This is a genomic window from Anabaena sp. UHCC 0187, from assembly GCF_009712035.1.
GTDB lineage: Bacteria > Cyanobacteriota > Cyanobacteriia > Cyanobacteriales > Nostocaceae > Dolichospermum.
Window position 1 is genome coordinate 216,339 of the sequence record NZ_VILB01000001.1, and the last position, 21,636, is coordinate 237,974.

Annotated in this window: 15 protein-coding genes and 1 tRNA gene; 3 read left to right on the forward strand and 13 right to left on the reverse strand. The window is 36.2% G+C overall.

The window, feature by feature from the left end; translation table 11 throughout:
- Positions 1-545 precede the first annotated feature (545 nt).
- Positions 546-1,694, forward strand: coding sequence for a phosphotransferase family protein (locus FJR11_RS01070; RefSeq protein WP_168501873.1), 1,149 nt, complete (start codon positions 546-548; stop codon positions 1,692-1,694).
- Positions 1,695-1,728: 34 nt separating this feature from the next.
- On the forward strand, positions 1,729-2,811 hold the full coding sequence (locus FJR11_RS01075) for a T3SS effector HopA1 family protein (RefSeq protein WP_168501874.1): 1,083 nt from the start codon (positions 1,729-1,731) through the stop codon (positions 2,809-2,811).
- Positions 2,812-2,909: 98 nt separating this feature from the next.
- Here the strand turns inward: FJR11_RS01075 and FJR11_RS01080 are convergent, their stop codons facing one another.
- From FJR11_RS01080 to FJR11_RS01130, 11 genes are all read right to left on the reverse strand, one after another.
- Positions 2,910-3,674 (reverse strand): peptidylprolyl isomerase, encoded by a 765-nt coding sequence (locus tag FJR11_RS01080; RefSeq protein WP_168501875.1) that lies wholly within the window; start codon positions 3,672-3,674, stop codon positions 2,910-2,912.
- Positions 3,675-3,995: 321 nt separating this feature from the next.
- Positions 3,996-4,262 (reverse strand): hypothetical protein, encoded by a 267-nt coding sequence (locus tag FJR11_RS01085; protein ID WP_168501876.1) that lies wholly within the window; start codon positions 4,260-4,262, stop codon positions 3,996-3,998.
- A gap of 74 nt (positions 4,263-4,336) precedes the next feature.
- Positions 4,337-4,606, reverse strand: a complete 270-nt coding sequence (locus FJR11_RS01090; protein WP_168501877.1) for a hypothetical protein — start codon at positions 4,604-4,606, stop codon at positions 4,337-4,339.
- A gap of 139 nt (positions 4,607-4,745) precedes the next feature.
- Entirely contained in the window at positions 4,746-6,278 is a 1,533-nt protein-coding gene (locus FJR11_RS01095; protein WP_168501878.1) for an HlyD family efflux transporter periplasmic adaptor subunit, read from the reverse strand.
- A gap of 97 nt (positions 6,279-6,375) precedes the next feature.
- On the reverse strand, positions 6,376-9,111 hold the full coding sequence (locus FJR11_RS01100) for a peptidase domain-containing ABC transporter (RefSeq protein WP_168501879.1): 2,736 nt from the start codon (positions 9,109-9,111) through the stop codon (positions 6,376-6,378).
- Between the two features lie 21 nt (positions 9,112-9,132).
- On the reverse strand, positions 9,133-9,729 hold the full coding sequence (locus tag FJR11_RS01105) for a helix-turn-helix domain-containing protein (RefSeq protein ID WP_168501880.1): 597 nt from the start codon (positions 9,727-9,729) through the stop codon (positions 9,133-9,135).
- Positions 9,730-11,145: 1,416 nt separating this feature from the next.
- Positions 11,146-11,529 (reverse strand): HetP family heterocyst commitment protein, encoded by a 384-nt coding sequence (locus FJR11_RS01110; protein WP_168501881.1) that lies wholly within the window; start codon positions 11,527-11,529, stop codon positions 11,146-11,148.
- A 449-nt stretch (positions 11,530-11,978) separates the two neighbouring features.
- On the reverse strand, positions 11,979-12,116 hold the full coding sequence (locus FJR11_RS01115; protein ID WP_168501882.1) for a hypothetical protein: 138 nt from the start codon (positions 12,114-12,116) through the stop codon (positions 11,979-11,981).
- Positions 12,117-13,986: 1,870 nt separating this feature from the next.
- On the reverse strand, positions 13,987-16,410 hold the full coding sequence (locus FJR11_RS01120) for a GH116 family glycosyl hydrolase (RefSeq protein ID WP_168501883.1): 2,424 nt from the start codon (positions 16,408-16,410) through the stop codon (positions 13,987-13,989).
- Positions 16,411-16,491: 81 nt separating this feature from the next.
- Positions 16,492-16,564: transfer RNA gene (locus FJR11_RS01125), tRNA-Arg, on the reverse strand.
- Positions 16,565-16,615: 51 nt separating this feature from the next.
- Positions 16,616-17,824: a M23 family metallopeptidase gene (locus tag FJR11_RS01130; RefSeq protein WP_168501884.1), complete on the reverse strand. Its 1,209-nt coding sequence runs from the start codon at positions 17,822-17,824 to the stop codon at positions 16,616-16,618.
- A gap of 346 nt (positions 17,825-18,170) precedes the next feature.
- Between FJR11_RS01130 and FJR11_RS01135 the strand changes: the two genes are divergently transcribed.
- Positions 18,171-18,620, forward strand: a complete 450-nt coding sequence (locus FJR11_RS01135; RefSeq protein WP_168501885.1) for a hypothetical protein — start codon at positions 18,171-18,173, stop codon at positions 18,618-18,620.
- On the opposite strand, the gene FJR11_RS01140 is transcribed toward FJR11_RS01135, so the two are convergent.
- Positions 18,617-19,825, reverse strand: coding sequence for a NupC/NupG family nucleoside CNT transporter (locus tag FJR11_RS01140; protein ID WP_168501886.1), 1,209 nt, complete (start codon positions 19,823-19,825; stop codon positions 18,617-18,619). The genes FJR11_RS01135 and FJR11_RS01140 overlap by 4 nt on opposite strands.
- A 36-nt stretch (positions 19,826-19,861) precedes the next feature.
- A complete protein-coding gene (ggt, locus tag FJR11_RS01145; RefSeq protein WP_168501887.1) occupies positions 19,862-21,589 on the reverse strand; it encodes a gamma-glutamyltransferase in 1,728 nt (575 codons plus the stop codon).
- Between the last annotated feature and the right edge of the window lie 47 nt (positions 21,590-21,636).

Below are 21,636 nucleotides of genomic sequence, written 5' to 3' on the forward strand. Positions count from 1 at the left end.
CTCTCTAGCTAAATCATTTAGCCATAGTCATAGCAATAATTACTCTGGTCATTAAAATTTCTGGGATAAATCAACAAAATTAAATTGCTGATTTATTCCCTAAAAATCTGGTTCAGTCAAGAATTTATCATTCTTATTCTCCTATTATTTAAGAGCAATCAGAATTTTAGATAACTCACTGAACTGGATTAAATAATCAGTTGTCACCTATTGCCTACTTGCATTTTACGGCTATCATAGTAATTAATTGGCATTACACAAATGGCAAGAATTATAATTTCTGACCTAACAATTTCGGAAAAATTATTAATTCATGAAATTAGTAATATGGAATCTGTTTCTATATTCGGTGGAAACAGTAGTAATTTTAATGAATTAGTTAAATTCGGAATTAAGTCCATGGAATTCATCTTGTTAGCCTATGCTATAGATTCAATCTCTTATTTAGCAACTTCATTTAACAAGCATAATTAAACATCATTTTCTAAACAATTAGCCTTCGTCAATTAATCGACCCATTGTTAACTAATTTTCGATTTAAAACCATGCCATTTCTTATAAGCTCTGCTAACGTTTTTGACTACCTGGTTGATCATGAAATTTGTTATCCACAGGATCAATCATTAAGTCAAATTGAGTTAAAACCAGCTAAAAACTTTAATTTATTAATCAGTTTACCAGATGAACGTCAACTCTTAGTTAAACAAGAGCGTCATGATCGAGATGGTAAAACTTTAGGTGAATTTAAAGATGAATGGAGAATTCATGATTTTTGTCAAAAATTTCCAGAAATAAATTATTTACGTTCATATTTATCAGAAGCAGTCTATTTTGATTTAGAAAACTCCATTATGGTGTTTAACTATCTAAATCAATATCAAGATTTGGCAGAATTTTATGCCAAAGATCATATATTTCCTCCTGAGATTGCTGAGTTACTTGGTAAGACTATTGCCGCATTTCATCGAACAACAATAGAGGATCAAAATTATCAAACACTTTTTGGAAAATCCCTAGAAAATCCACAATTAGACAAAGGATTAAATAGAATTACACCACAAATATTTGGTAATCTTCCTGCTGATGGATTAAAGTTTTTTGCTCTCTATCAACGTTACGATAATTTAGCAAAAGCAATTGCCGAATTAAATCGGGCTTTTATGCCTTGTTGCCTGACTCATAATGATCTCAAGCTCAATAATATTCTTTTATCTTTAAACTGGGAAACAGAAATTGAGCATCAATCACCTGGCAATAAAAATATTCTCCGCTTGATTGATTGGGAAAGAGGTAATTGGGGAGATCCTGCCAATGATTTAGGGACAATAATTGCTAGTTACTTGCAAATTTGGTTATATAGCATCGTGGCTAATAAAACCATACCTATTGAAGAATGTTTGCGTTTAGCTGCTATTCCATTACCAATGATTCAACCTTCTTTATCAGCGTTAGTTACTGGTTATTTAGCTAACTTTCCAGAAATTTTAGAACGTCGTCCAAATTTCTTACAATTAGTGATGCAATTTAGTGGTTTAGCATTAATTAGAGCGATTCAGGCTAAACTTCAATATGAAAAAACTTTTGGTAATTCAGGTATCTGTATTCTTCAAGTTGCCAAAAGTTTATTATGTCGTCCCCAAGCATCTATTTCCACAATTTTAGGGACTGAATTTTCAACAACAAACAATTTATAAAAATTTATCTCTTGCTGAGAGAAGGAAATCCTGTATGCAAGTATTAGATTCTCTAGATCGTCAACTTTTCCAACTACCGCAGAAATTACAGACATCACTGCAAAATATTGCTAATCATCTGGAAATCGAATCATTTTATTCTATTAAGCATCCAGAATACAAATTATTGGAATTACCAGAATCAGTAATATCTAGGTTTCAAGATTTACCATTGGATATTCAAAATAAACACTTGAGTATTCAATTACGTAATTTCTTGTACAGTGCTTATTACAATGGTTCTTGGCATAACTCTACTAATGCTGATAAGGAGGACAGTAATCTCAGTAATAATAGCTTATTTGGCATAGATTTGGCTTTTTATGAACGACTACATACAAGTAATGTAGGTCTAGGCTATTGGAGTAAAAATTGGTTAGTAATTAATGAAGAAGCTGATGGATGTTTAGTGGTGCATAAAAATGGTTTAACCTTGCATATTGAGCGTGATTTATATTTATCAGAGATTGATAAATCTGCTACTGTTGGTAATTTAGTTGCCATTAAAATGCCTAAGAATTTAGTTCAAAATGGATTTTATATGGCAGTATCTAATTTAGGAACTCAAGACAATCAAGATATTGTCAGAATTTACTTTAATCTATCCTCAGATGGTGCAGTATCTGTCATGGAGAGCATCACAAGAGAACTCAATAATATTCCAGTTGCTTTCTCATTTAAAGCTCTATATGCTCCTGATGAATATGAACGTTATGATTCAGCAGTGCTTTATTTTAGTAAGCATGAATATAAAACTATTCACCCTATATTACAAAGGGTATATTCAGAAAATCAAGATAGTTTTTCCCCCCAAGTACCGTTGTTTACCAAGCAACTAGCACCAGGATTAGGTTGTGCTGAAGAACCAGAAAATAAATTTGGTGAAAAAGAAAGTTTTGGTACTCATCGTTGTCAAATTATTGCGAATGGTTTAATTGCTGCTTGGCAAGGGGGTAATAATAATCCTGAGAGGAGAATGGAGGCTATTTTTGAACAATTTGCATTGCAAAAAATTAAATTACAATATCCTTATCTTAATACCCATTCAGAGGATATATATATGACCTTAGATGAATGATGATGATACTGATTTTTTGATCATGTAAAAACTGAGAATCTTCAAGTAACCCAAAGATTCTCAGTTTTTTAATTATCTAATTTTAACTAGCTCAATATTTATGCCGAAGAGGAAGAATTTGTATCGTCTCCTAATGTAGCAACAATTTCTAATTTACTAATTTTTTCTTTTAACCAGTTGGTAAATAAATCACTAAGAATTACTACACGGGTTGGGTCATTCAATTGGGGTTCGATGATTTCTTCAACTATAATCAAATGCGCTCCTTTGGGTGTAATTATTGGTTTGAGAACTTCTGGGGGATGAGATGCAAACACTGCGGAAGCAATTTCTGGTCTAAAATCACTACGTTTACGGATACCTTGATATCCTCCAGCCCTTCTTATTTCAGGATTTTGGATATATTGACGAGCAACTTCTTGAAAACTAATTTCTCCTTCTTGGAGAGCATAAAATATTTCTAGGGATAAGTCTTCGTCATCTAATATCACTTCATAGGTAACTGCTGCACTGTAATCTAGTTGGTGAGCGTAAAAGAATGGTTCAACCTTATCAGCAAATAAATGATGGGCTAATTTTGCAGATACAAGATTTAGATGTGCTATTTCTTCAAAATTGTCCAAAGAAAGATAATGTTTTTGTAACCATGCCCAGGTGTCTTCTGCTTTAATTAAATTGTTAGCTAATCGTAAGTTATCTGCGGACTGTTGTAGTTCTGCTATCTCGATAACAATACCTTCTTTTTCAGCAGTTTCAGTAATAATTTTTCTAGTAGCAATTGCTTCTAATAAACTAGGGATTTGACAAGATATTTTAATGTGATAAATAATATCTTCCTTGGATACTTTTATGATATTTGACATGATCTAATTCCTCAATTTACTACATTTATTAAAAATTCATTTTTTGAGCTTGTTTAAATAAATTATTGACGTATTTATTATATTTACCTGATATGTTAGTTTCTTATCTCTATCTAATGATACTTTTAATATTTTCGATAATTTATAAGTAGGTGTCGGTTAGATCAAAAAAATCTGTAAAAAAAAGTAAAATTGCCCAAAACCTTTTTTCTTTTACCTTATCATCATGACAATGTTTAACGCTAACCTACTTAACAGAATAATTACTAAACTTAAATCCCCAATTTCTCCAAGAAATCAGGGATCTGATTATTGAAATATTCAGACTATTAAATAGAGGGCTGTTCTTGAAAAATCAAGAGTAAAAATCTTGTTGTCAGAGAAACTAAATGGACCTCTATATGCTGACTCAACGCTATTTATCCCATCATAAACAGTCGTTATCAGAACATCAGAACTACGCCCAAAAGGTAAAAAACCAGTTAAAATACCAGTACCTAATATCTCCTCTGCTTGCTCTGAAGTTAAGTCATACAAAAATGTTTTCTGCTCAATAAATTGTAAGTCAGAAATTATGATTGTAGCCATGATCTTATTTCCTAATCAAAAAGTGAGCAGTTAGCCTTTATGTGAGAAAATGAACTTTAAATTTGCGGAAATAATCAACGATATATCCGAATATTAGCCGTTCGGGAATAATCTACTGTATTAATTTTATTGTCACGAAAGTTGTTCCCTCCTTCATAGGTTGTTGATACGGTATTGATACCATCATAAACAGTATTTATCAAAATATTCGGATTTAACCCCCAATTAGGATTATTTCTCCAAAATATCCCTCCTAATATAATATTTAGTTCCTTTGGTTCTAAATCATCAATGAAGGTTTCTGTATGAGTGGGATATAAGTCATAAATTACTATTCTTTCCATGAGATTATCCTCTGAATCTTGAGTTAAGTTGACTATTTCATTTTTACATAGCTTGTAAGTTAATGATCTAAAAGTTGCATATTAACGTCTTTTTTGTCAGACATAATTACATGATTTTTGTCTTTAATTTTAATTACTATTAAAGCTCTAAACCATTTTTCTGCAACTTTTTAAATGGATCTAAAATGAAGTCAATAACTCGACGTTGACGGATAATTACTTCAGCACTTGCTGTTTGTCCAGGGATGAGAGCAATCTGCTTGTTACCAACTTGAATATAAGGATTTTCCAAAGCAATATCTAATTCATAAGTTTCTATGCGATTGGAACTATTTTCCTGAATTTTAGAGTTGGGTGAAATCCAAGTAATTCGCCCTGATAAAATTCCATATTCTTGGAAAGGATAAGCATCAAATTTAATTTTTACTGGCATTCCTACCTTGACAAATCCACTATGTTGACTAGGCATCCGTGCCTTCAAAATCAAAGCAGCATTTTTAGGCGCAACTTGAGCAATCATTTGTCCTGGCTGCACTACAGAACCAGGTTTTTTAATAGGTAGTTCAAAAATCGTTCCATCAATAGGAGAGCGGACAATTCGCTGTTTTAGCTGTAACTGTAGGGATATAATCTGTCCTTTTATTTGCGAGATTTCTGATTGAACGGAAATAATTTGATTTTGTAAGTCTTTAAACTGTTCCTGACTTTTTAATAATACTAATTCTCCTCCTTGTATAGAACTTTTATAACTACTTTCTTGTTCTTTTAATCGCAACCTAGCTTGTTCAATATCTGAATTAACTTGATTCATGAGCGACTGATAACGGCTGAATTCTTCTTTTAACCGTAACTGTGCTGTTTGAATATTAAATTTTGCTTCTTGTTGTAATCTTTGACTTTCTTCGGCAATTTTTTCTAATTCCACTACTTTAGTTTGAGGAATTATACCTTGCTTTAAAAGTAGACGATAACGTTCAACTTCAGAAACATCTCGATTTAACCGACTTGTAACTAACCTATAGTTACTTTGAGTAGATTTTATATTTTGTTTTATTTGATCAACTTGTGCTAATTTCTCTAAGTGTTGGAAATTATAAGCACTTTTTTTTGTCTCAAATATTTGTCTGGCTTGATTAACTTGAGCAATTTTTTCTAATGATTGGTATTGGTTTTGTTGACGTTGAATATTAATCGCCATTAAGACTTGATTTTTTAAGATTTCTAGTTGAGTTTGGCGATTTACTAGTCCTTCTAATTTAGCTTCTGCTTGTTGAATTTCTGTTTGTAGAACATCAGATTCCATTTCTACTAAGATTTGTCCAGCCTTAACGGTTGCACCTTCTTTGACATTAACAGTAACCACACTACCAGTGACAGCACTATCTAATTTTTGTGTTGCACCTTTGGGTTCTATTCTTCCTGTAGCATTTCCTGTTTCATCAACCTTAGTTAACATTGCCCAAGGTAAAATAATTGCTGCAAAACTGACTAGTAAATACAACATTGAACGAGTCCATGCTTTTGGTAAAGCATCTAATAATTCTTCTGTACCATAAAACCAATCCTTAGCTTTATTTAATGTCTGGGTTTGATTTGGGACTAAAGCCGTAGATTCAGTTGGATTCTGTTGGCTTCTACTAGTTGTTGTTTGTGTATAAACTGATGGTGGCATAAGTAATTTTAGGGTGCTATATTTTTGTAGTTGTGGTTTGACGGAGATAGATCCCCAGCTTTTTCAAAAAGTCAGGGATCTGGTTATAATCAAACGATTAATTTGTTTGTGCTAATTTGTTGGTGCTAATTTGTTGTTGGTTGAGATAGAAATAATGTCCTTTTTTGCTAATTAATTCTTCATGAGTACCGCTTTCAACTAAAACACCACGATCTAAAACTAAAATTAGATCCGCATGACGAACGGTGGAAAGACGGTGAGCAATAATTACACTTGTACGTCCTTGAAGAATTGTTTTGAGGTTGTTCTGAATAATGCGTTCAGATTCAGCATCCAGGTGGCTGGTGGCTTCATCTAATATTAAAAGTCGAGGATTTCCTAATAAAGCTCTGGCAATTGCTAACCGTTGGCGTTGTCCTCCTGATAACATTCCTCCACCTTCACCAATTTGGGTTTCATAACCCATTGGCATCCTTTTAATAAACTCATCTGCCCCTGCAAGTTGGGCTGCTTCCATAATCTCTTCTAAAGAGGCTTCAGGATGGGCAATGATAATATTTTCCCGAATTGTTCCTCCAAATAAAAATGTATCTTGATCCACAACTCCAATTTGTGATCGCAGGGAATGTAAGGAAATACTAGTCACATCTTGATTGTCAATTAAAACTCTTCCATCTGTCGGTAGATATAAACCCAAAATCAATTTAGAAAGTGTTGTTTTTCCTGAACCACTGCGGCCAACAACGGCTACAGTTTGTTCTGGTAAAATTTCAAAACTGAGATTTTCGAGAATATTGATTTCGCTTTCGGAATGATAGCGGAAAGTCACATTCTCAAAGCGAATACCCCCGATTAATCTCGGTAAAAATTGCCGAGGTTGATGTTCTAAATCTTCCTCTGGTTCTGCTTCTAAAACATCATTAATCCGTTCTGTAGCAACAATTACCTCTTGTAATTGATTCCATAAAATAATTAATCGTTGAAAGGGCTGAATAATGTTACCCAGCAGCATATTAAAAGCAACCAATTGACCAATGGTAAGTTGGTTTTGAATGACTAACCAAGCTCCAAACCATAATAATCCTGTACTTGCTAAAGATTGAATAGTAGCACTAATTAATTGCAGTTGATTACTAACTAATTGACCACTAAAGTTCTTTTTAATTAAATTATTCAGCAATTCTTCCCAATGCCAACGAACTGTTTGTTCAATTGCCATTGAGCGAATCGAAGAAATCCCCGTCAAGCTTTGAATTAAATAACTATTTTCTAGCGTTCCTGCTGTAAATACCTCCCGACTAATTCGTCGTAAAAATGGTGTGGCAAATAATGTTAACAACACAAATGGTGGCACAATTGCTAATGTCATTAATGCCATTGGTGGACTGTACCAAAACATTAATCCCACATAAATAAAGACCGTCAGCAAATCCAAACCAATAGACAGAGCTTCACCAGTCAAAAAACGCTGAATTTTTTGATTTTCTTGGACACGGGAGACAATATCTCCAACATAACGGGACTCAAAAAATGCCAGAGGTAAGCCAAATGTATGTTTAATAAATCCCACCATTAAGGCGACGCTAATCCGGTTAGCTGTGTGATCTAGTAAATATTGTCTTAACCCATTAATGGCGACACGAAACAAACCGAAAATCAACAATCCAAACCCTACAGTGTTTAAGGTTAAGACGCTACCTTGAACAATTACTCTATCTAATAAAAGTTGAGTAAATAAAGGTGTGATTAACCCAAATACCTGAATTAATACCGAAGCAATAAATACTTCTAGCAGGACTTGAAAGTGTGGTTTAACTAAATCTAATAACTGCCAAAATGGTGTGTTAGCTTCTTCTGTTTTTTTGAGTGAAGCTGTAGGCTGTAATAATAAAGCGTAACCAGTCCAACCTGCTTTAAATTGACTAATAGTTAGCTGACGTTGCCCAATAGCAGGATCGGCAATAATTACCTGTTTTTTGGTAATTTCATAGACAACTATGTAATGTCTACCTTCCCAATGAGCGATCGCTGGTAGGGGTTGTTGGGCAAATTTATCTAAACTAGCTTTGACTGGACGGGTAGAAAAACCCAGACTTTCTGCGGCTGCGCTCAAACTCCGCATGGACGCACCACTACGGCTAATATTAGCAAGATCCCGCAATCTATTAATACTCAGGTTTTTACCCCAGTAACGACCCACCATAACTAAGCAAGCAGCACCACAATCAGCCGCACTCTGTTGTTCAAAAAATGGATAGCGTTTGGTAAATTTACGCCACCAATTTTTGGCACTTACAGTAGGAACAGGAAAGTATTGAGAACGTTTTTTTGGTTCTGTCGGTGTGGCAATTATTGGTGGTGTGAAATTGACACTTTTTACGGATCTTGGAACTTCGATAATCGGAATTTCTGGAGATTGGGGAGTATTAATTAGTTGGGCTTGATTCAGCAACCGATCATAAATACTCGGAAATTCTCCCATGAGCTTATTCAACGTTTTTTGGGGAATATAGGCAATCTTTAAATTCACAGAAGCTCTAGCCACATAATTGCTAAACTCTTGTTCTGGAAATAAAGTTAACTCCCCAAATGATGACCCTGGTGTGAGGGTATTAATTAAATTATTGGCACTATCCAGCAATCTCACCTTACCCGTCAGTACAATATAAATTCCTGGGTTTGCTGTTGTAGCTTGCCAAAATTGCTTTGCTACTGGTGGTTCAATAATTTCTAAAGCCTTGATACAACTTGTAACTGCTTGATCTGATAGCGCATCACCCAAGGTTTGCTTAATGTGTGTAGCTAATTGCTCCTGAGAAAACGCTGATAGCATTTCCTAACCTCCAAAACACTATTATTTATTGGTCTGAATCAGATTAAATGACCAATGAAAACTAGATTCAGGAGCAGAATGCAAATCACTAATTTTAATTGCTAAATCCTGATTCTCAGTAGTTATCAAGGGGAAATTTTTGCGTTTAGTAGAAAGTCCCATTTGTTTAAGTAGACGGTTAATGTGGCGATCGCTAATTTGAATTCCCAATTCCTTCGCTAAATGTTTACTCAACCATTGAGCAGTCCAATCACTAAAAGCATAGCCATATTCACGAGGACTACAATTAACTAATTCTTTCAATCTTTCAATATATTGATGATTAACAATCTTTGGTCTGCCTAATGGGCGCTGATTCCATTTGTGCGCCATACCTGCCTCAGCAATACCTATCCAATACCTGGCCATTTCCTGGGAACAACCAATCATTTCACAAATATGAGTTTGCGATTTTCCCATATCTGCTAACAACATAATTTCAATCCGTCGCCGATATTCTGGTTGCGAATTACTTTGTAAATTTTTTAGCAAAGCCTTCCGCTGAAAAGGTGTTAAAAACTTACTTTCATAAGCATCGTAAATATTAACAACCTGATCTTGATGAGAATAAGATGACATAATTCTTACCAATTGCCTTCTACTTTCAAATTTGGGAAAATCTATCTGTTACAACAGTAGACAAGGCGGTTAGGACATTCAACGATGCTACAACTTAGGCTTTTAGCACTGTCACCTGTCACCTGTCACCTGTTATACATCCATTGCTCAAATACAGATGCAAAAAATTTCACAGATATTCAGTATTTAATCTGTAGGATGTCTTACGAGTATTCATTTAATTCTCAATATCTATGCAACAGGCATAGCTGTTTTGTCCCCCAATAAACAGCATTGTCTGGTAAAACACCTACAGATAAACTCCAAAACTTTCTCTTTCTAATGCCAGATTGATCTACATTAGTTAATCATGCCAAAAATCTACTTAGAGCATGATATTATCCCTAATTTAGATTTAAGGATATTTATAAACACTGGTATTCAGGTTAATCAATCAAACCGAAAATATTTCAGTTTATGCAGTTTTAATTAACCAATAATTACGCAACACCTGTTCCAAAACTTGCAGCCTTAAAGTAGATTAGGTCAGGAAGAATATAATCTATCCCTTACACTAACCTAAAATCAGAAAATTCTCATCAGCAGACTTTCTTAAATATAAAATTGTCTGTCCGATAGCCTATGGTTAACGCCACCCTAGAGCCATTCAGTTTAGATAAAAAAGTGACAAAGCTTTAATTGTTATCTTTAAATTCTGCTATATCTTCTTCTAAAATTTATATAAAAAATGAAATCTTCATCTAAACTTCATGAAAACTTTACATAAAATTTATATAAACTTACATTTGATAAAAATATGTTTGGTAATTTCTAGTAAATCCTTTTGGATAATTTTATATACATGAGAAAAGAAGCTGTAATAAATTTACAGCCTCTCATTTTTGTTATATCAATTGCCAGTTGACATAACAGTAATAATTTGAGAGTAAGAGAATGATTTGATCATGACTTTTCCCTTTCCCCATCTACCTTAGTAACTAAAGTTAGCCAAACCTTAGTTACACCAAATTTAGTAGCAGAAATTCTCTAGCCATCTCAATGTGATTAGGGCAACCCACCACCCTAATTGAAAATTGCTCAGACTTCCTGGGAAAAAGAACCACCTTTAGTCATGGTTCATCAGTCTTGATGTAGAATTTATTTAATTAATCAGAAACTGAATGCTCAAGCAATCAGCTTGGGTTTTTTATGTACAGACAAAAACACTTTTTTTGGGAAAAATGTTATTAGTCCGCCATGAACCTTCGTTTAGGTGACTAAGGTATCTGAATTTTACGCTTACCGAGTAATTCTATAAGATGTTATCAGTGTATATTTGCCATTCTGGCAGATTTTTACCAAGGACTCAGTAATTGCAGTTACTCACATTTCCCATTAGCTGATCTGAGTAACAAGCAATTACGATATGATTGACCACTATGCCGACTTTTTTTCCCTACTGTTAGCGCGTGCTTCTGCCTTTTGCTTGCCGCCCACTTCCATGTAAGCTATATCCTTAATCTTGCTTAAACAGCTAGATGCTAGATTGCTTTCGGATCTTTTCTCTGTGGGTGATTTAGCAATTTTCAGACTTTCATTATTTTGTGGGTTTGAGCGACTCATGCGGGCGTTTTCTTTCAGTATCCGGTTATAAGTGCGATAGGGGATATAGTGCATCGGATTATAGCCCACGAACCGCAACATTAAAAGACAAGCCCAAGAATACTTCCCTGCTAAAATCGCTTCGACTACTTGGTCAAACTGTTCCGGATGAATTTTCTTATCTAAGTTGTTACCGCTGCCAGCAATATCTTGATTCATAATCTTAGTTGTCGTTGAATTGAGTAAATTAGTCCAGTTTCTGCAAATGCGATGGTCTTAATGGCCGCTGAACGACAGCTTCAGCCAAATTGCTGTTGCGGGAATGACCGGAATCTATAGGTAATCAATTCGTGGCAGATAAGAGTAACAACTTTTCGTAAAAGTACGGTACTTGCGAATATGAATACCTGACGGGAATGGAATTCAGAGAGCTGCATCTCTGAAATTACCGATGGAATTGAACTAAAAGACGAGTTTGACCTGACGATTTTTTTCATAACCTGACCTGTGATTGAAAACCTGACTGTTTTTAATCAAGCCTGTGTACTTTTGTTTTTGGTCGCATATACCCTGATTTTCCGAGTAGTTTTACTGTTTTCATCCAGTAATACTTATTTTCCTTTGAGGTAATGTGTATTAATTACTTCTAGGCTTTTGGTTTGTACTTACTAATGAATCATTCTGGTTTCTACCTGGAGGATGGGAGTGCGACGTAGCTTTTCGTAGATGCTGTTGTGTACTGTGGAAATTTTCCAAGTAGAAATTTTCTGCTTTTCCCTGGTTACTGCTGTATAACTTCTTGCCATTCATTACGGTGCTTTTAGGTAAAAGCTCATAATTGCTGAATGGAGTCAGGAAAACCATTGATTTCTTAATTTCAACAGCCACATTTTTATTTATACTATTTTTTGTCGCTAATGTCATCTGCCAAACTGGCAAGATTTAAGTTAAATTTACTGAACATATCTAGATATTTACTTATGTCTTGTGCAGGTTTAAGTTTTGTCCCCACTTCTAAAAAAATAAGGGGTGACACCCCCCACTTTAATCTGATTGGCAGATGCTATTATCGTTATACAAAGCAAAAATACTACCAATCACTTCTATCTATGTTTCTAGTACATAAATAATGAAAGCTACTATCTTTAATAGTCAAATCAATATTTTAATGCAATAAATGTTGATGTTCTAAATATAAATTTCTCGTAAAAGTTTTATCTGAAATACCTACTATACAAGGCTTGTAGGGATTTCTCTTATAAATAAATTTGCAGACAATAGGTATGAAGATAAGGCAAGAAATAATTTAATTTTTATTAGTAAAAGTTATTTTTAATCTTCTGATTTTAGATATTATTTTAATTTACTGGTATGTTTGTCTTTACATTAAGACAAGCCTCTAATCAGATGTGTTTAGCAAAAAATGTATCATCATGAACCTTTAGTGATTATCTAATTTATTTACTGATAGCCATTTATTAATGAAGTAATATTGCTATTTGCTGAAATAACAAACTTGGCAATTATATATATACAAATTATTGATATCAGTAAGATTGTAGTGATAGTTATTAAGTTGGGTAAGCAGGAATAACTATCATAATTTATTGCCAATTCCCGCTGATGATGCTGCCAAAAGCAGATACTTCGGTATAGAATCAGGGTTGACTCCGTATACTTAAGTAATTGTCAATAAATTAAATCTTCTCAAAATTTCAGTATGTAAACCCCTAAGATTCAGGGTGGGAAGGAAATTACTAACCCAAATTTTCTGGCAGCATTCCCAAAAAATCACCTGGGAATTAGTTGACAACTAGCAATGAAGAGGTTATAGTGTAACTCCCAAGGCTGATTAACTTTTTTCAGCGGCGGAAACAAAGTTCAGGAGCGATCGCCAGATCAAAATTTTGATCATATCCAAACTAACAGGGAACTTATTACCTAAACTGCGAGTCGTAGATACCAACTAGATTTGAACCTGACAAACCTGACAAAATAGATTGATAAAGCTACTGCTGTCCTTGCTTTATTCAACTAGCCTGTAACTAATCACATTCTTAGATAATTGAATTCCGCTGGTAAATTCTCATCTCTCTCAAACTAGAGTAGAGAATTTTTAAAGTGAGTAATTTTAATCTTTTTATCTGCTATAACCCTAAATTAAGTAGGGAAATGGAGATGTTATTTTGGTGACTGGGCTAAAAAATGTACTTTAACTAATCACCAACTTAAGCAAACGAGTTAAGAATCTAATGCTCATCGCTTAAACTTACCATCATTGCCACAGCCGCTGCAAAACGCAATTATTGATGTGATTTATTGCTAATTGCTGATTTTTCATTTTTCAGTGGCTTTGCGAGTGAAAGTCAACCCACTGATAGTTGAGCAGAGAGTTTACACAGTGATTGATTAACATTCCTGAGAACGACGGATTTCATACTAAATCAGAGAAAAGAGGCATATCTTAAAGCATTGGTTTTCAGATTTAAATTCCTCAACTCTTAAACATTACTGATTTTTTCGGTGAATTCCGGAAATAATCAGGAAAATAAAATTTCGGTAAAAATCCCATAAAAATCAAATAATTAAGAAATTGTGTATTTTTTCTATATATTCAGGGATTGATTTAAGATCCCCGACTTCTCTAAGAATTCGGGGATCTTAAAAATGTTGAATTTAGCGAATTAGTAAATAAATACCCCAAATAGCCATAGCGCGGAGATAGGTACTAGCGCGGAAAGTACCATTAGCGGTGATAGCTTCCGGGGTGCGGAATTGCAAACCATTGTCATAAATTTGCCTAACCACAGCCTCAGTTAACCGCATAGCTTCATTTTTCATATCCATTTGCACAAGAAAGGCTGCTAGACCAAAATTGATTCCCGTCCACACCTCCAAAGGATGAGTAGAATTGGGATTTTCTGGTAAACCATTGGGAAGAACACCGTTAGCAGCGCCGAATTTACCATTTTGGAACTTGAGAAAACAGGAATCATATACTTTTGTTAAAGCAGATAAAGCGCGATCGCTGGGGACAATATCTGGTAAACTCAATAACCTAGCATAAAATTGCCCACACAACTGATCAGCCATCACCACATCAGAACCACTTTCACTATCCAAACGGTAATATTCACCATTCCAAAGCTTTTCCTGATAAATTGGCCTTGATTGATTCAACCAACCTTGATAAATAGACCCTTGCACCTCCACCTCCGCGTCCTCTGCGCCTCTGCGGTTCGTTAAAATCCGAGAAATAGCAATAGCAGCTTCCAAAGCAGCTAACCACAAACCACCACAATAAGCACTGACACCTTGTAAACGCCAATCATCAAAAGTTTGGTCAGGAGCGCCAGAATTTTCCGGTATACTGTCACCATCGAGATCAAAAGTTTTCACATAATCGAGAGTTTGGACAATAGCATCCCAACAATCTGCTAAAAAGGTAATATCGTTTGCACCGGTAAACAGAAAATCTCGATATACCTGCAAAACAAAATCACAACCTAAATCTTTCCACAGGTTGCAATCTTGATAACTAGTGTAATTGGTTTTTTCCCAAACGTGTTCATTAGGTGCGCCTAAATCGTGGGGTGTCGCACCGGCGATTTTCCGAATTGCGTTAGGACTTTCAGATTTGATAGTCAGATAATAACCGATAATTCTAGTTCTATCATCACTTTGGGGAATTGCCCTAGCGAAAGCGCGAATTACCGATTTTTCCAATTCAGGAAATAGCATCAACAGTCCAAAAGAACCGTATAACCGGACATCTAGACTTTCATACCAACGGTAATCCAAACATTCTAACACAGCGAATTGACCAACGGGATCAATTTCTGAAGCCGCACTCCAGAGAGTTCCCCCGCTGGTTAAATCGTAGAGTTCGTTAAATAATGCCATTTTGAACCAGTCAGGTAAATCTGATTTTTCTAAAATGGGATTTTGCCAATCTTGAATGAGCGATCGCCAATTTTGATATTCTTTAAGAGCAGTAGTGGCAATCTGCCAAGCATTCTCACCATTACAACCAAAAAAGTCTGTATATCTGCGGTAATAGTTGACTCCCGCTGCAAATTCTGTGACGGGAAAATCCCAACTTAGCACAAAGGGAACTTCTAAATTTTCCCCAGGTTGCAAAGTGAAACGTACCGCAATTGCCGCACCTAACCTTGTATTTTCATCTGCGGGAGTTTCATCTATATAATTAGGTAAAGAACCATTTTCTGAGAAACTTTGCCAAACATCTTCACCATTACCCACAGGATTAAATCGGGAATGATAAAATATTTCCACTTGAGGATTTTTTGCAGTGGCAATACACCAAGTTCCGTCTCCTTCTTGGACAGTTTGACTATGAGAAACTTGACCTAAAACGCAACCAAAATATTGATCATCTTCTGCTAAACAGTTGTAATTGCCTTGACTTTCTCCCCAACGTGGTAGATATTCATAAACAGGACTACCATCATCTCTAACTCGCACTTCGGGAGATTTTAAAGTATTAGTAAACCAACCCACCATATTTTCCCAAGTTAGCATAATGCTCATGGTAATTGGGGAATTGGTGGGGTTGTGGGCTTTCCACAAAAAAACTGCAACAGGATAACTACTTTCTTGATAATTATCTGCCCAAATCGGGGAAAATTGCTCACAGGTTAATTGTGTTTTTAAGACATTGTCATAAACAAACCAACTGCGGGGATAAAGTGCATGATATGTGCCTATATTTTGTGGGGTGGGCATCTTGCCCGCCTCTAATTCTGATACAGTTGAAATAGGCTGATACCATTGCCAAGATTGCAGTGTATGATCTTCTGGAGGTTGGGTAGATAAAGCGTAAGCTTGTCCAGATTCAAAGATACTAAATTGACAAGCGGGAACGTGTTTGAAAGTATGTTCTCCCCCGTCAATGTGCCACAGGTTAAAATCTCCCCGTGAGGAACGGCCTATACAACCTGCACCAAAGCCACCAAGGGGCATTCCGTGCCAGGGACCATCATCAATATTACTAGGATAACGGACGGTGTAGGGTTGATCCCAACCTAAGCCAATGGGACGATTCCAGGTACAGGGGGGTATTTGGGGGTTGGTTGTCATGGTTTAAGTTTCACAGATTGACGCTAATGAAGACTAGCGCGATGTGTGATTTTTCTCAAGTCAAAAGCCTAATAAATGTAATGAGCGCGGAGGGATTCGAACCCCCGACCTACAGGACCGGAACCTGTTGCTCTATCCACTGAGCCACGCGCCCTCATATACATTTGGAACTATAACATACTTTTTGAATTTATGCAGAATTTAATTACAAGTAATTTGCAGGGTCAACTGGTGTACCATCACGGCGGACTTCAAAATGAAGGTGGGGACCTGTGGAGAAGCCTGTAGAACCGACAAGGGCGATTGGTTGTCCTTTTTGTACGGTTTGTCCTTCGCTGACGGATAATTCGCTGGCGTGTCCATAGAGGGTGGTAATGCCCTTACTGTGACTGATAATGACGGCTTTGCCATAACCACCATACCAACCGGCAAAAATCACTGTCCCTGAATCGGCTGCGCGAATTGTACTCCCATAGCTGGCTGCAAAGTCCAAACCGGCATGAAAACGCCGATAACCGAGGATGGGATGTACACGCCAACCAAAGGGGCTGCTGGTGGGTGCGTCGCTGGGAAATGCAAAGATACCTGTACCGGGAATAATCACATTTTTACTAGCAGTTTTCGCCCTGGCTGCTTCCCTTGCTTGTTGTGCAGCAATTCTTTGTTGTTGGGCGATTTTTTCTTGAATTAAAACAGTGAGGTTTTGAGAATCTTTGTCTAGTTGATTTTGGGCGGCTTCTAAGGCCAAGCGATCATTATTTAAACGTTGCACTAATTCCGTTTGTGATTGTGCTTGAGTTTGATAATCGGCTTTTTGGGCTAATAATTGTTCTCTAATTAAAGCAATTTGATTTTTCTGTCCGGCTACTTCTGTTCTTTGTTGAATCAATAAATTTGCTTGTTGAGATAGTCGGGCTAAAATTCGTTGATCTGCCTGATAAACTAATTTTAGGCGATAACGACGACTGATAAAATCGTTAATATTTTGACTTTGTAATAAAACCGCCCAGCCTTGAGAAGTGGGGGAACGCTGGAGAAAGCGTAACCGTTCTACTGTAGCCATTTGGCGATTTTCATAATCACGTTCTGCAATAGTCAAATTAGCTTCTAACTGTTGGAGAAGTTGAGTAGCTTGTTGTAATCGTAGCTCACTATCTTGAATGTAACTATTGGTAGCTTGCAGATTTTGGTTCAACCCGCTGAGGTGTTTTTGTGCTTGTATTTGTAAATTAGTTAAGCGATTTTGTTCCTGAATCACATTCTGACGTTGTTGCTGAACTTGCTGCTGTTGTTGTTGGAGGGTGTTAATAGAATTTGCAGATACTGGTAACAGGATGACAATAGACCAGACAAGGGCGCAAGATATCAGGAATAACCACCATAAGCTAATTTTTTGAAAAAATACCCGTTTCATTTAGTTATATTCAGCCTAAGAAATACAAACATAAACAGTATTATGCCCAAACTTTGGCAAAATTTAACACAATGATTAACTAAACTGGGTGTCTATTCAATACCTTGTCCAAATTGGAAAAAGCCTTGATTCGTAGGTATGAAACCCAACAAATGCGTTGGGTTGCGCTGTCGCTTAACCCAACCTACAGAAAATGGCTAAGGTATTGCTATTGCGAATAATTTTATTTTTAGGGATTACGGGTACTGAATGATCTGTTAAAGATCGTAGGCGAACGCACTTTATTATTTTGATAAAGTTAGTAAAATCAAAACTATAGGTAAAAACATAGTTATTGATATTAGCAGTGCGAAAACATCAAATTATTTATCTCTTATTTACCTGCACTTTAGTGGCGACTATTGGCTTTTACAATTTCTTGGGGAAAGTACCAACTATTCCCTGTGAAAATTGGGGATTTATAAGCATTAACACCACAAAATCTGAGATTCATCCTGAGAAAGTTATAGTTAAGCCTTGGTTAGGTCGGCATCATATATATGCTATATTCATGGTACCAAAAGGTCATTTATATGATAATTTTATGACAGTTAATTTAGGAACTAATCAGACTTTTTGTGGTGATATCAGCAAAACTGGTCAAAGTGCAGATGGCATTATTGCCCAGCCCGGATATGATCTTGCTAAGGGGTATTTACATACTCGCACGGGAATCAAGTTTATTTTGGCAGGTAAAATTAACGACATAAAAAAAGTGAACAATTGGCGATTAGGTGTGGCGATAGAGAAGAATTAAATTAACATTCCTGCAATCCCAGCGGTGATAAAACTTGCCAATAATCCCCCAATCATCGTTTTTACACCCATTCTTGCTAAGTCTTGTTGGCGGTTGGGTGCTATTGCAGTCATCCCTCCAATGGCAATTCCTATGGAGCCAATGTTAGCAAAATTACATAAAGCATAAGTAGCAATAATCGCTGAACGTTGAGAAATTGTTTGTTTTTTAATCAGTTCTCCTAAATCTAAATAGGCAATAAACTCATTAAGAATCGTCTTTTTACCTAATAATGCCCCCACTTGTCCACAATCAGCCCAACTTATCCCCATTAACCAGGCGACGGGAGCCATAATAAAAGATAACATCCATTCTAAGGATAATTGCGGGCAACTTATCAAAGTTCCCAACCAACCTAAACAGGCATTGACAGCAGCTAATAAACTCAAAAAAGCAATAATTATTACCCCCACATTAACTGCTAATTTTACGCCGTCTATTGCCCCTGAAGTAGCAGCATCAATCACATTAACATAATTACTCTTGATATCTATATTGACTTTCCCCGTAGTTGCCGATATTTCTGTTTCTGGATACATGATTTTTGATACTATTAAAGAAACAGGAGAAGTCATAAAAAAAGCAGCAATTAAATGTTCTGGTGGAATCCCAAAAGATAAATAAGCACCTAATACTCCACCGGCAATAGTAGCAAAACCACCTGTCATAACGGCGTGTAATTCAGATTGGGTCATATTGGCTACATAAGGCTTAACCATAAGTGCAGCTTCTGTGGGGCCTAAAAAGATATTTCCCGCACAGGATAAAGATTCAGAACCAGATGTTTTCATGGTTTTCATCATTATCCATGCTAGGACATTGACAACCCTTTGCAAAATACCATAGTGGTAGAGAACACTAATAAATGATGAGAAAAAGATAATTGTTGGCAGAATTTGAAAAGCAAAAAGATGATCTTTAAAGTTTTCACCAAAGACAAATTTTGCCCCAACATCAGAAAAAGCTAAGAAATTACCCACGATATTTCCTAAAGATTTAAATATATTTAAACCCCAAGAAGTTTTGAGAATTACTAAAGCCAAAATAAATTCTAACCCTAAACCCCAAGCAACTGTACGCCAACGCACAGCATGACGGTTAACAGAAATAGCGTAGGATATGCCGATAAAAATGCAAATTCCCAGGGCTGAAATAGCACGTTCCATTTAATTTGTAATTCTTAATTTTGAATTTTTAATTGCTTAATAGCCTCTAGGAGAACCATCACCACGAGGATCTGCTGCTCCTTCTAAAGTACCATCTTCTGTAACTGCGATGGCATTTCCATTACCCCAAGGTGTCGTTTCCTTAATTTTGTGTCCCCTGCGGCGTAATTCTACCAAAGTTAAAGCATCAAAACCCCATGCTTCCATTCCCAATTGATCAGGTAGCCACTGGTGATGTATGCGTGGTACAGAAACCGCTGCACCCACATCCATTTTGTATGCCAAAACATTCAAAATAATTTGCAATACTTGGGTAATAATCGTGCTACCACCAGGCGCACCGACAGCCATCCGCAAGCGATTGTTTTCAGTCACAATAGTAGGTGTCATACTAGAAAGAGGCGTTTTTTGGGGGGCGATACTGTTAGCTTCGTTACCCACTAATCCAAAGGCGTTAGGTACTCCTGGTGCAGCCGCAAAATCATCCATTTCATTATTTAAAACGATTCCTGTTCCTGGGGTGACAATTCCCGCACCAAAACCGAGGTTAATTGTAAAAGTTAAACTAACGGCGTTTCTGTCTGCATCAACTACATTTAAATGACTCGTTTCTGTTGATTCATGTAATTTTGATGTTTTCAGTCCAGGTTTTATTTCTGTTGATGGTGTTGCCATATTCATATTAATTTCTTGGCGGCGTTTTTGAGCATAAGCTGGACTAATTAATTCAGAAACTGGGACTTTCACAAAATCAGGATCACCTAAATATTTTGCCCTATCTCTATAAGCAATTTTCATTGCTTCTACCATTAAATGTATAGCGTCGGGATGATGCCATCCTAATGATTGCAAATCTGTATCACCAATAATATTTAACATCTGCAATAAATGAACGCCTCCAGATGATGGTGGTGGCATAGAACAGATTTTAGCTTTACGAAAGTTTCCACAGACAGGAGTTCGCCAAATTGATTTGTAGGCTTTTAAATCTTCAAGAGTAATTAAACCGCCATTTTTTGCCATATCTGAAGCTATGGTTTCGGCGATTTTTCCAGTGTAAAAACTTTGGGGATTCTCCGCAATGGCTGCTAAAGTTTTGCCTAAATCTTGCTGTACCAGCTTTTCTCCTGGTTGATAATATTCACCATTGCGAGTAAAGATTTCTTTTGCTTTTGGGTTGTTTAGTATTGTTTGTTTACGAAATTCGTAAGCTGATAAGGAACGCCAAGAAAGCCTATCACTAATGATAAAACCATTTTTAGCCAGTGTGATCGCTGGTTTAACAACTTCTTTCCAAGGTAACTTACCATAACGACGATGTACCTCATACATTCCTGCCACAGTTCCCGGTGTTGCTACTGCTAAATAACCATCTGTACTCACATTTGGACGCACTTTACCATTAGCATCTAAATACATATTTCTAGTAGCTTTAATGGGTGCGCGTTCTCGAAAATCTAAAGCTTTGATTTCCCCTGTTTTTTGAGAATGTAATAGTAAGAAACCACCACCACCAATACCAGCCGAAAAAGGTTCAACTACGGAAATAGCGAAGGTTGTAGCTACTGCCGCATCTACTGCATTTCCGCCTTTTTTTAACATTGAAAGTCCGGCTTCACTGGCTAAAGGATGGGCAGAAACTACCATCCCTTTTTTACTGCGGAGGGGTACGGTAATGGTGGCTGATACTGCTTGGGTGGTGAGGATGGCAGTCAGGGAGATGAAAGAGAAGATGAGGTGTTGGGTTTTGGTGATTATGGGCATTTTTTACGGTATGTTGTTTTTAGCAGTAATGTGTAATTTCTCACAAA

Coding starts and splice junctions, on each gene's coding strand:
- FJR11_RS01090 (WP_168501877.1), bottom strand. CDS start 4,606: ATGGAAAGAATAGTAATTTATGACTTATATCCCACTCATACAGAAACC.
- FJR11_RS01140 (WP_168501886.1), bottom strand. CDS start 19,825: ATGGAACGTGCTATTTCAGCCCTGGGAATTTGCATTTTTATCGGCATA.
- FJR11_RS01105 (WP_168501880.1), bottom strand. CDS start 9,729: ATGTCATCTTATTCTCATCAAGATCAGGTTGTTAATATTTACGATGCT.
- FJR11_RS01120 (WP_168501883.1), bottom strand. CDS start 16,410: ATGACAACCAACCCCCAAATACCCCCCTGTACCTGGAATCGTCCCATT.
- FJR11_RS01095 (WP_168501878.1), bottom strand. CDS start 6,278: ATGCCACCATCAGTTTATACACAAACAACAACTAGTAGAAGCCAACAG.
- FJR11_RS01115 (WP_168501882.1), bottom strand. CDS start 12,116: ATGGCAAGAAGTTATACAGCAGTAACCAGGGAAAAGCAGAAAATTTCT.
- FJR11_RS01080 (WP_168501875.1), bottom strand. CDS start 3,674: ATGTCAAATATCATAAAAGTATCCAAGGAAGATATTATTTATCACATT.
- FJR11_RS01110 (WP_168501881.1), bottom strand. CDS start 11,529: ATGAATCAAGATATTGCTGGCAGCGGTAACAACTTAGATAAGAAAATT.
- ggt (WP_168501887.1), bottom strand. CDS start 21,589: ATGCCCATAATCACCAAAACCCAACACCTCATCTTCTCTTTCATCTCC.
- FJR11_RS01070 (WP_168501873.1), top strand. CDS start 546: ATGCCATTTCTTATAAGCTCTGCTAACGTTTTTGACTACCTGGTTGAT.
- FJR11_RS01130 (WP_168501884.1), bottom strand. CDS start 17,824: ATGAAACGGGTATTTTTTCAAAAAATTAGCTTATGGTGGTTATTCCTG.
- FJR11_RS01100 (WP_168501879.1), bottom strand. CDS start 9,111: ATGCTATCAGCGTTTTCTCAGGAGCAATTAGCTACACACATTAAGCAA.
- FJR11_RS01085 (WP_168501876.1), bottom strand. CDS start 4,262: ATGGCTACAATCATAATTTCTGACTTACAATTTATTGAGCAGAAAACA.
- FJR11_RS01075 (WP_168501874.1), top strand. CDS start 1,729: ATGCAAGTATTAGATTCTCTAGATCGTCAACTTTTCCAACTACCGCAG.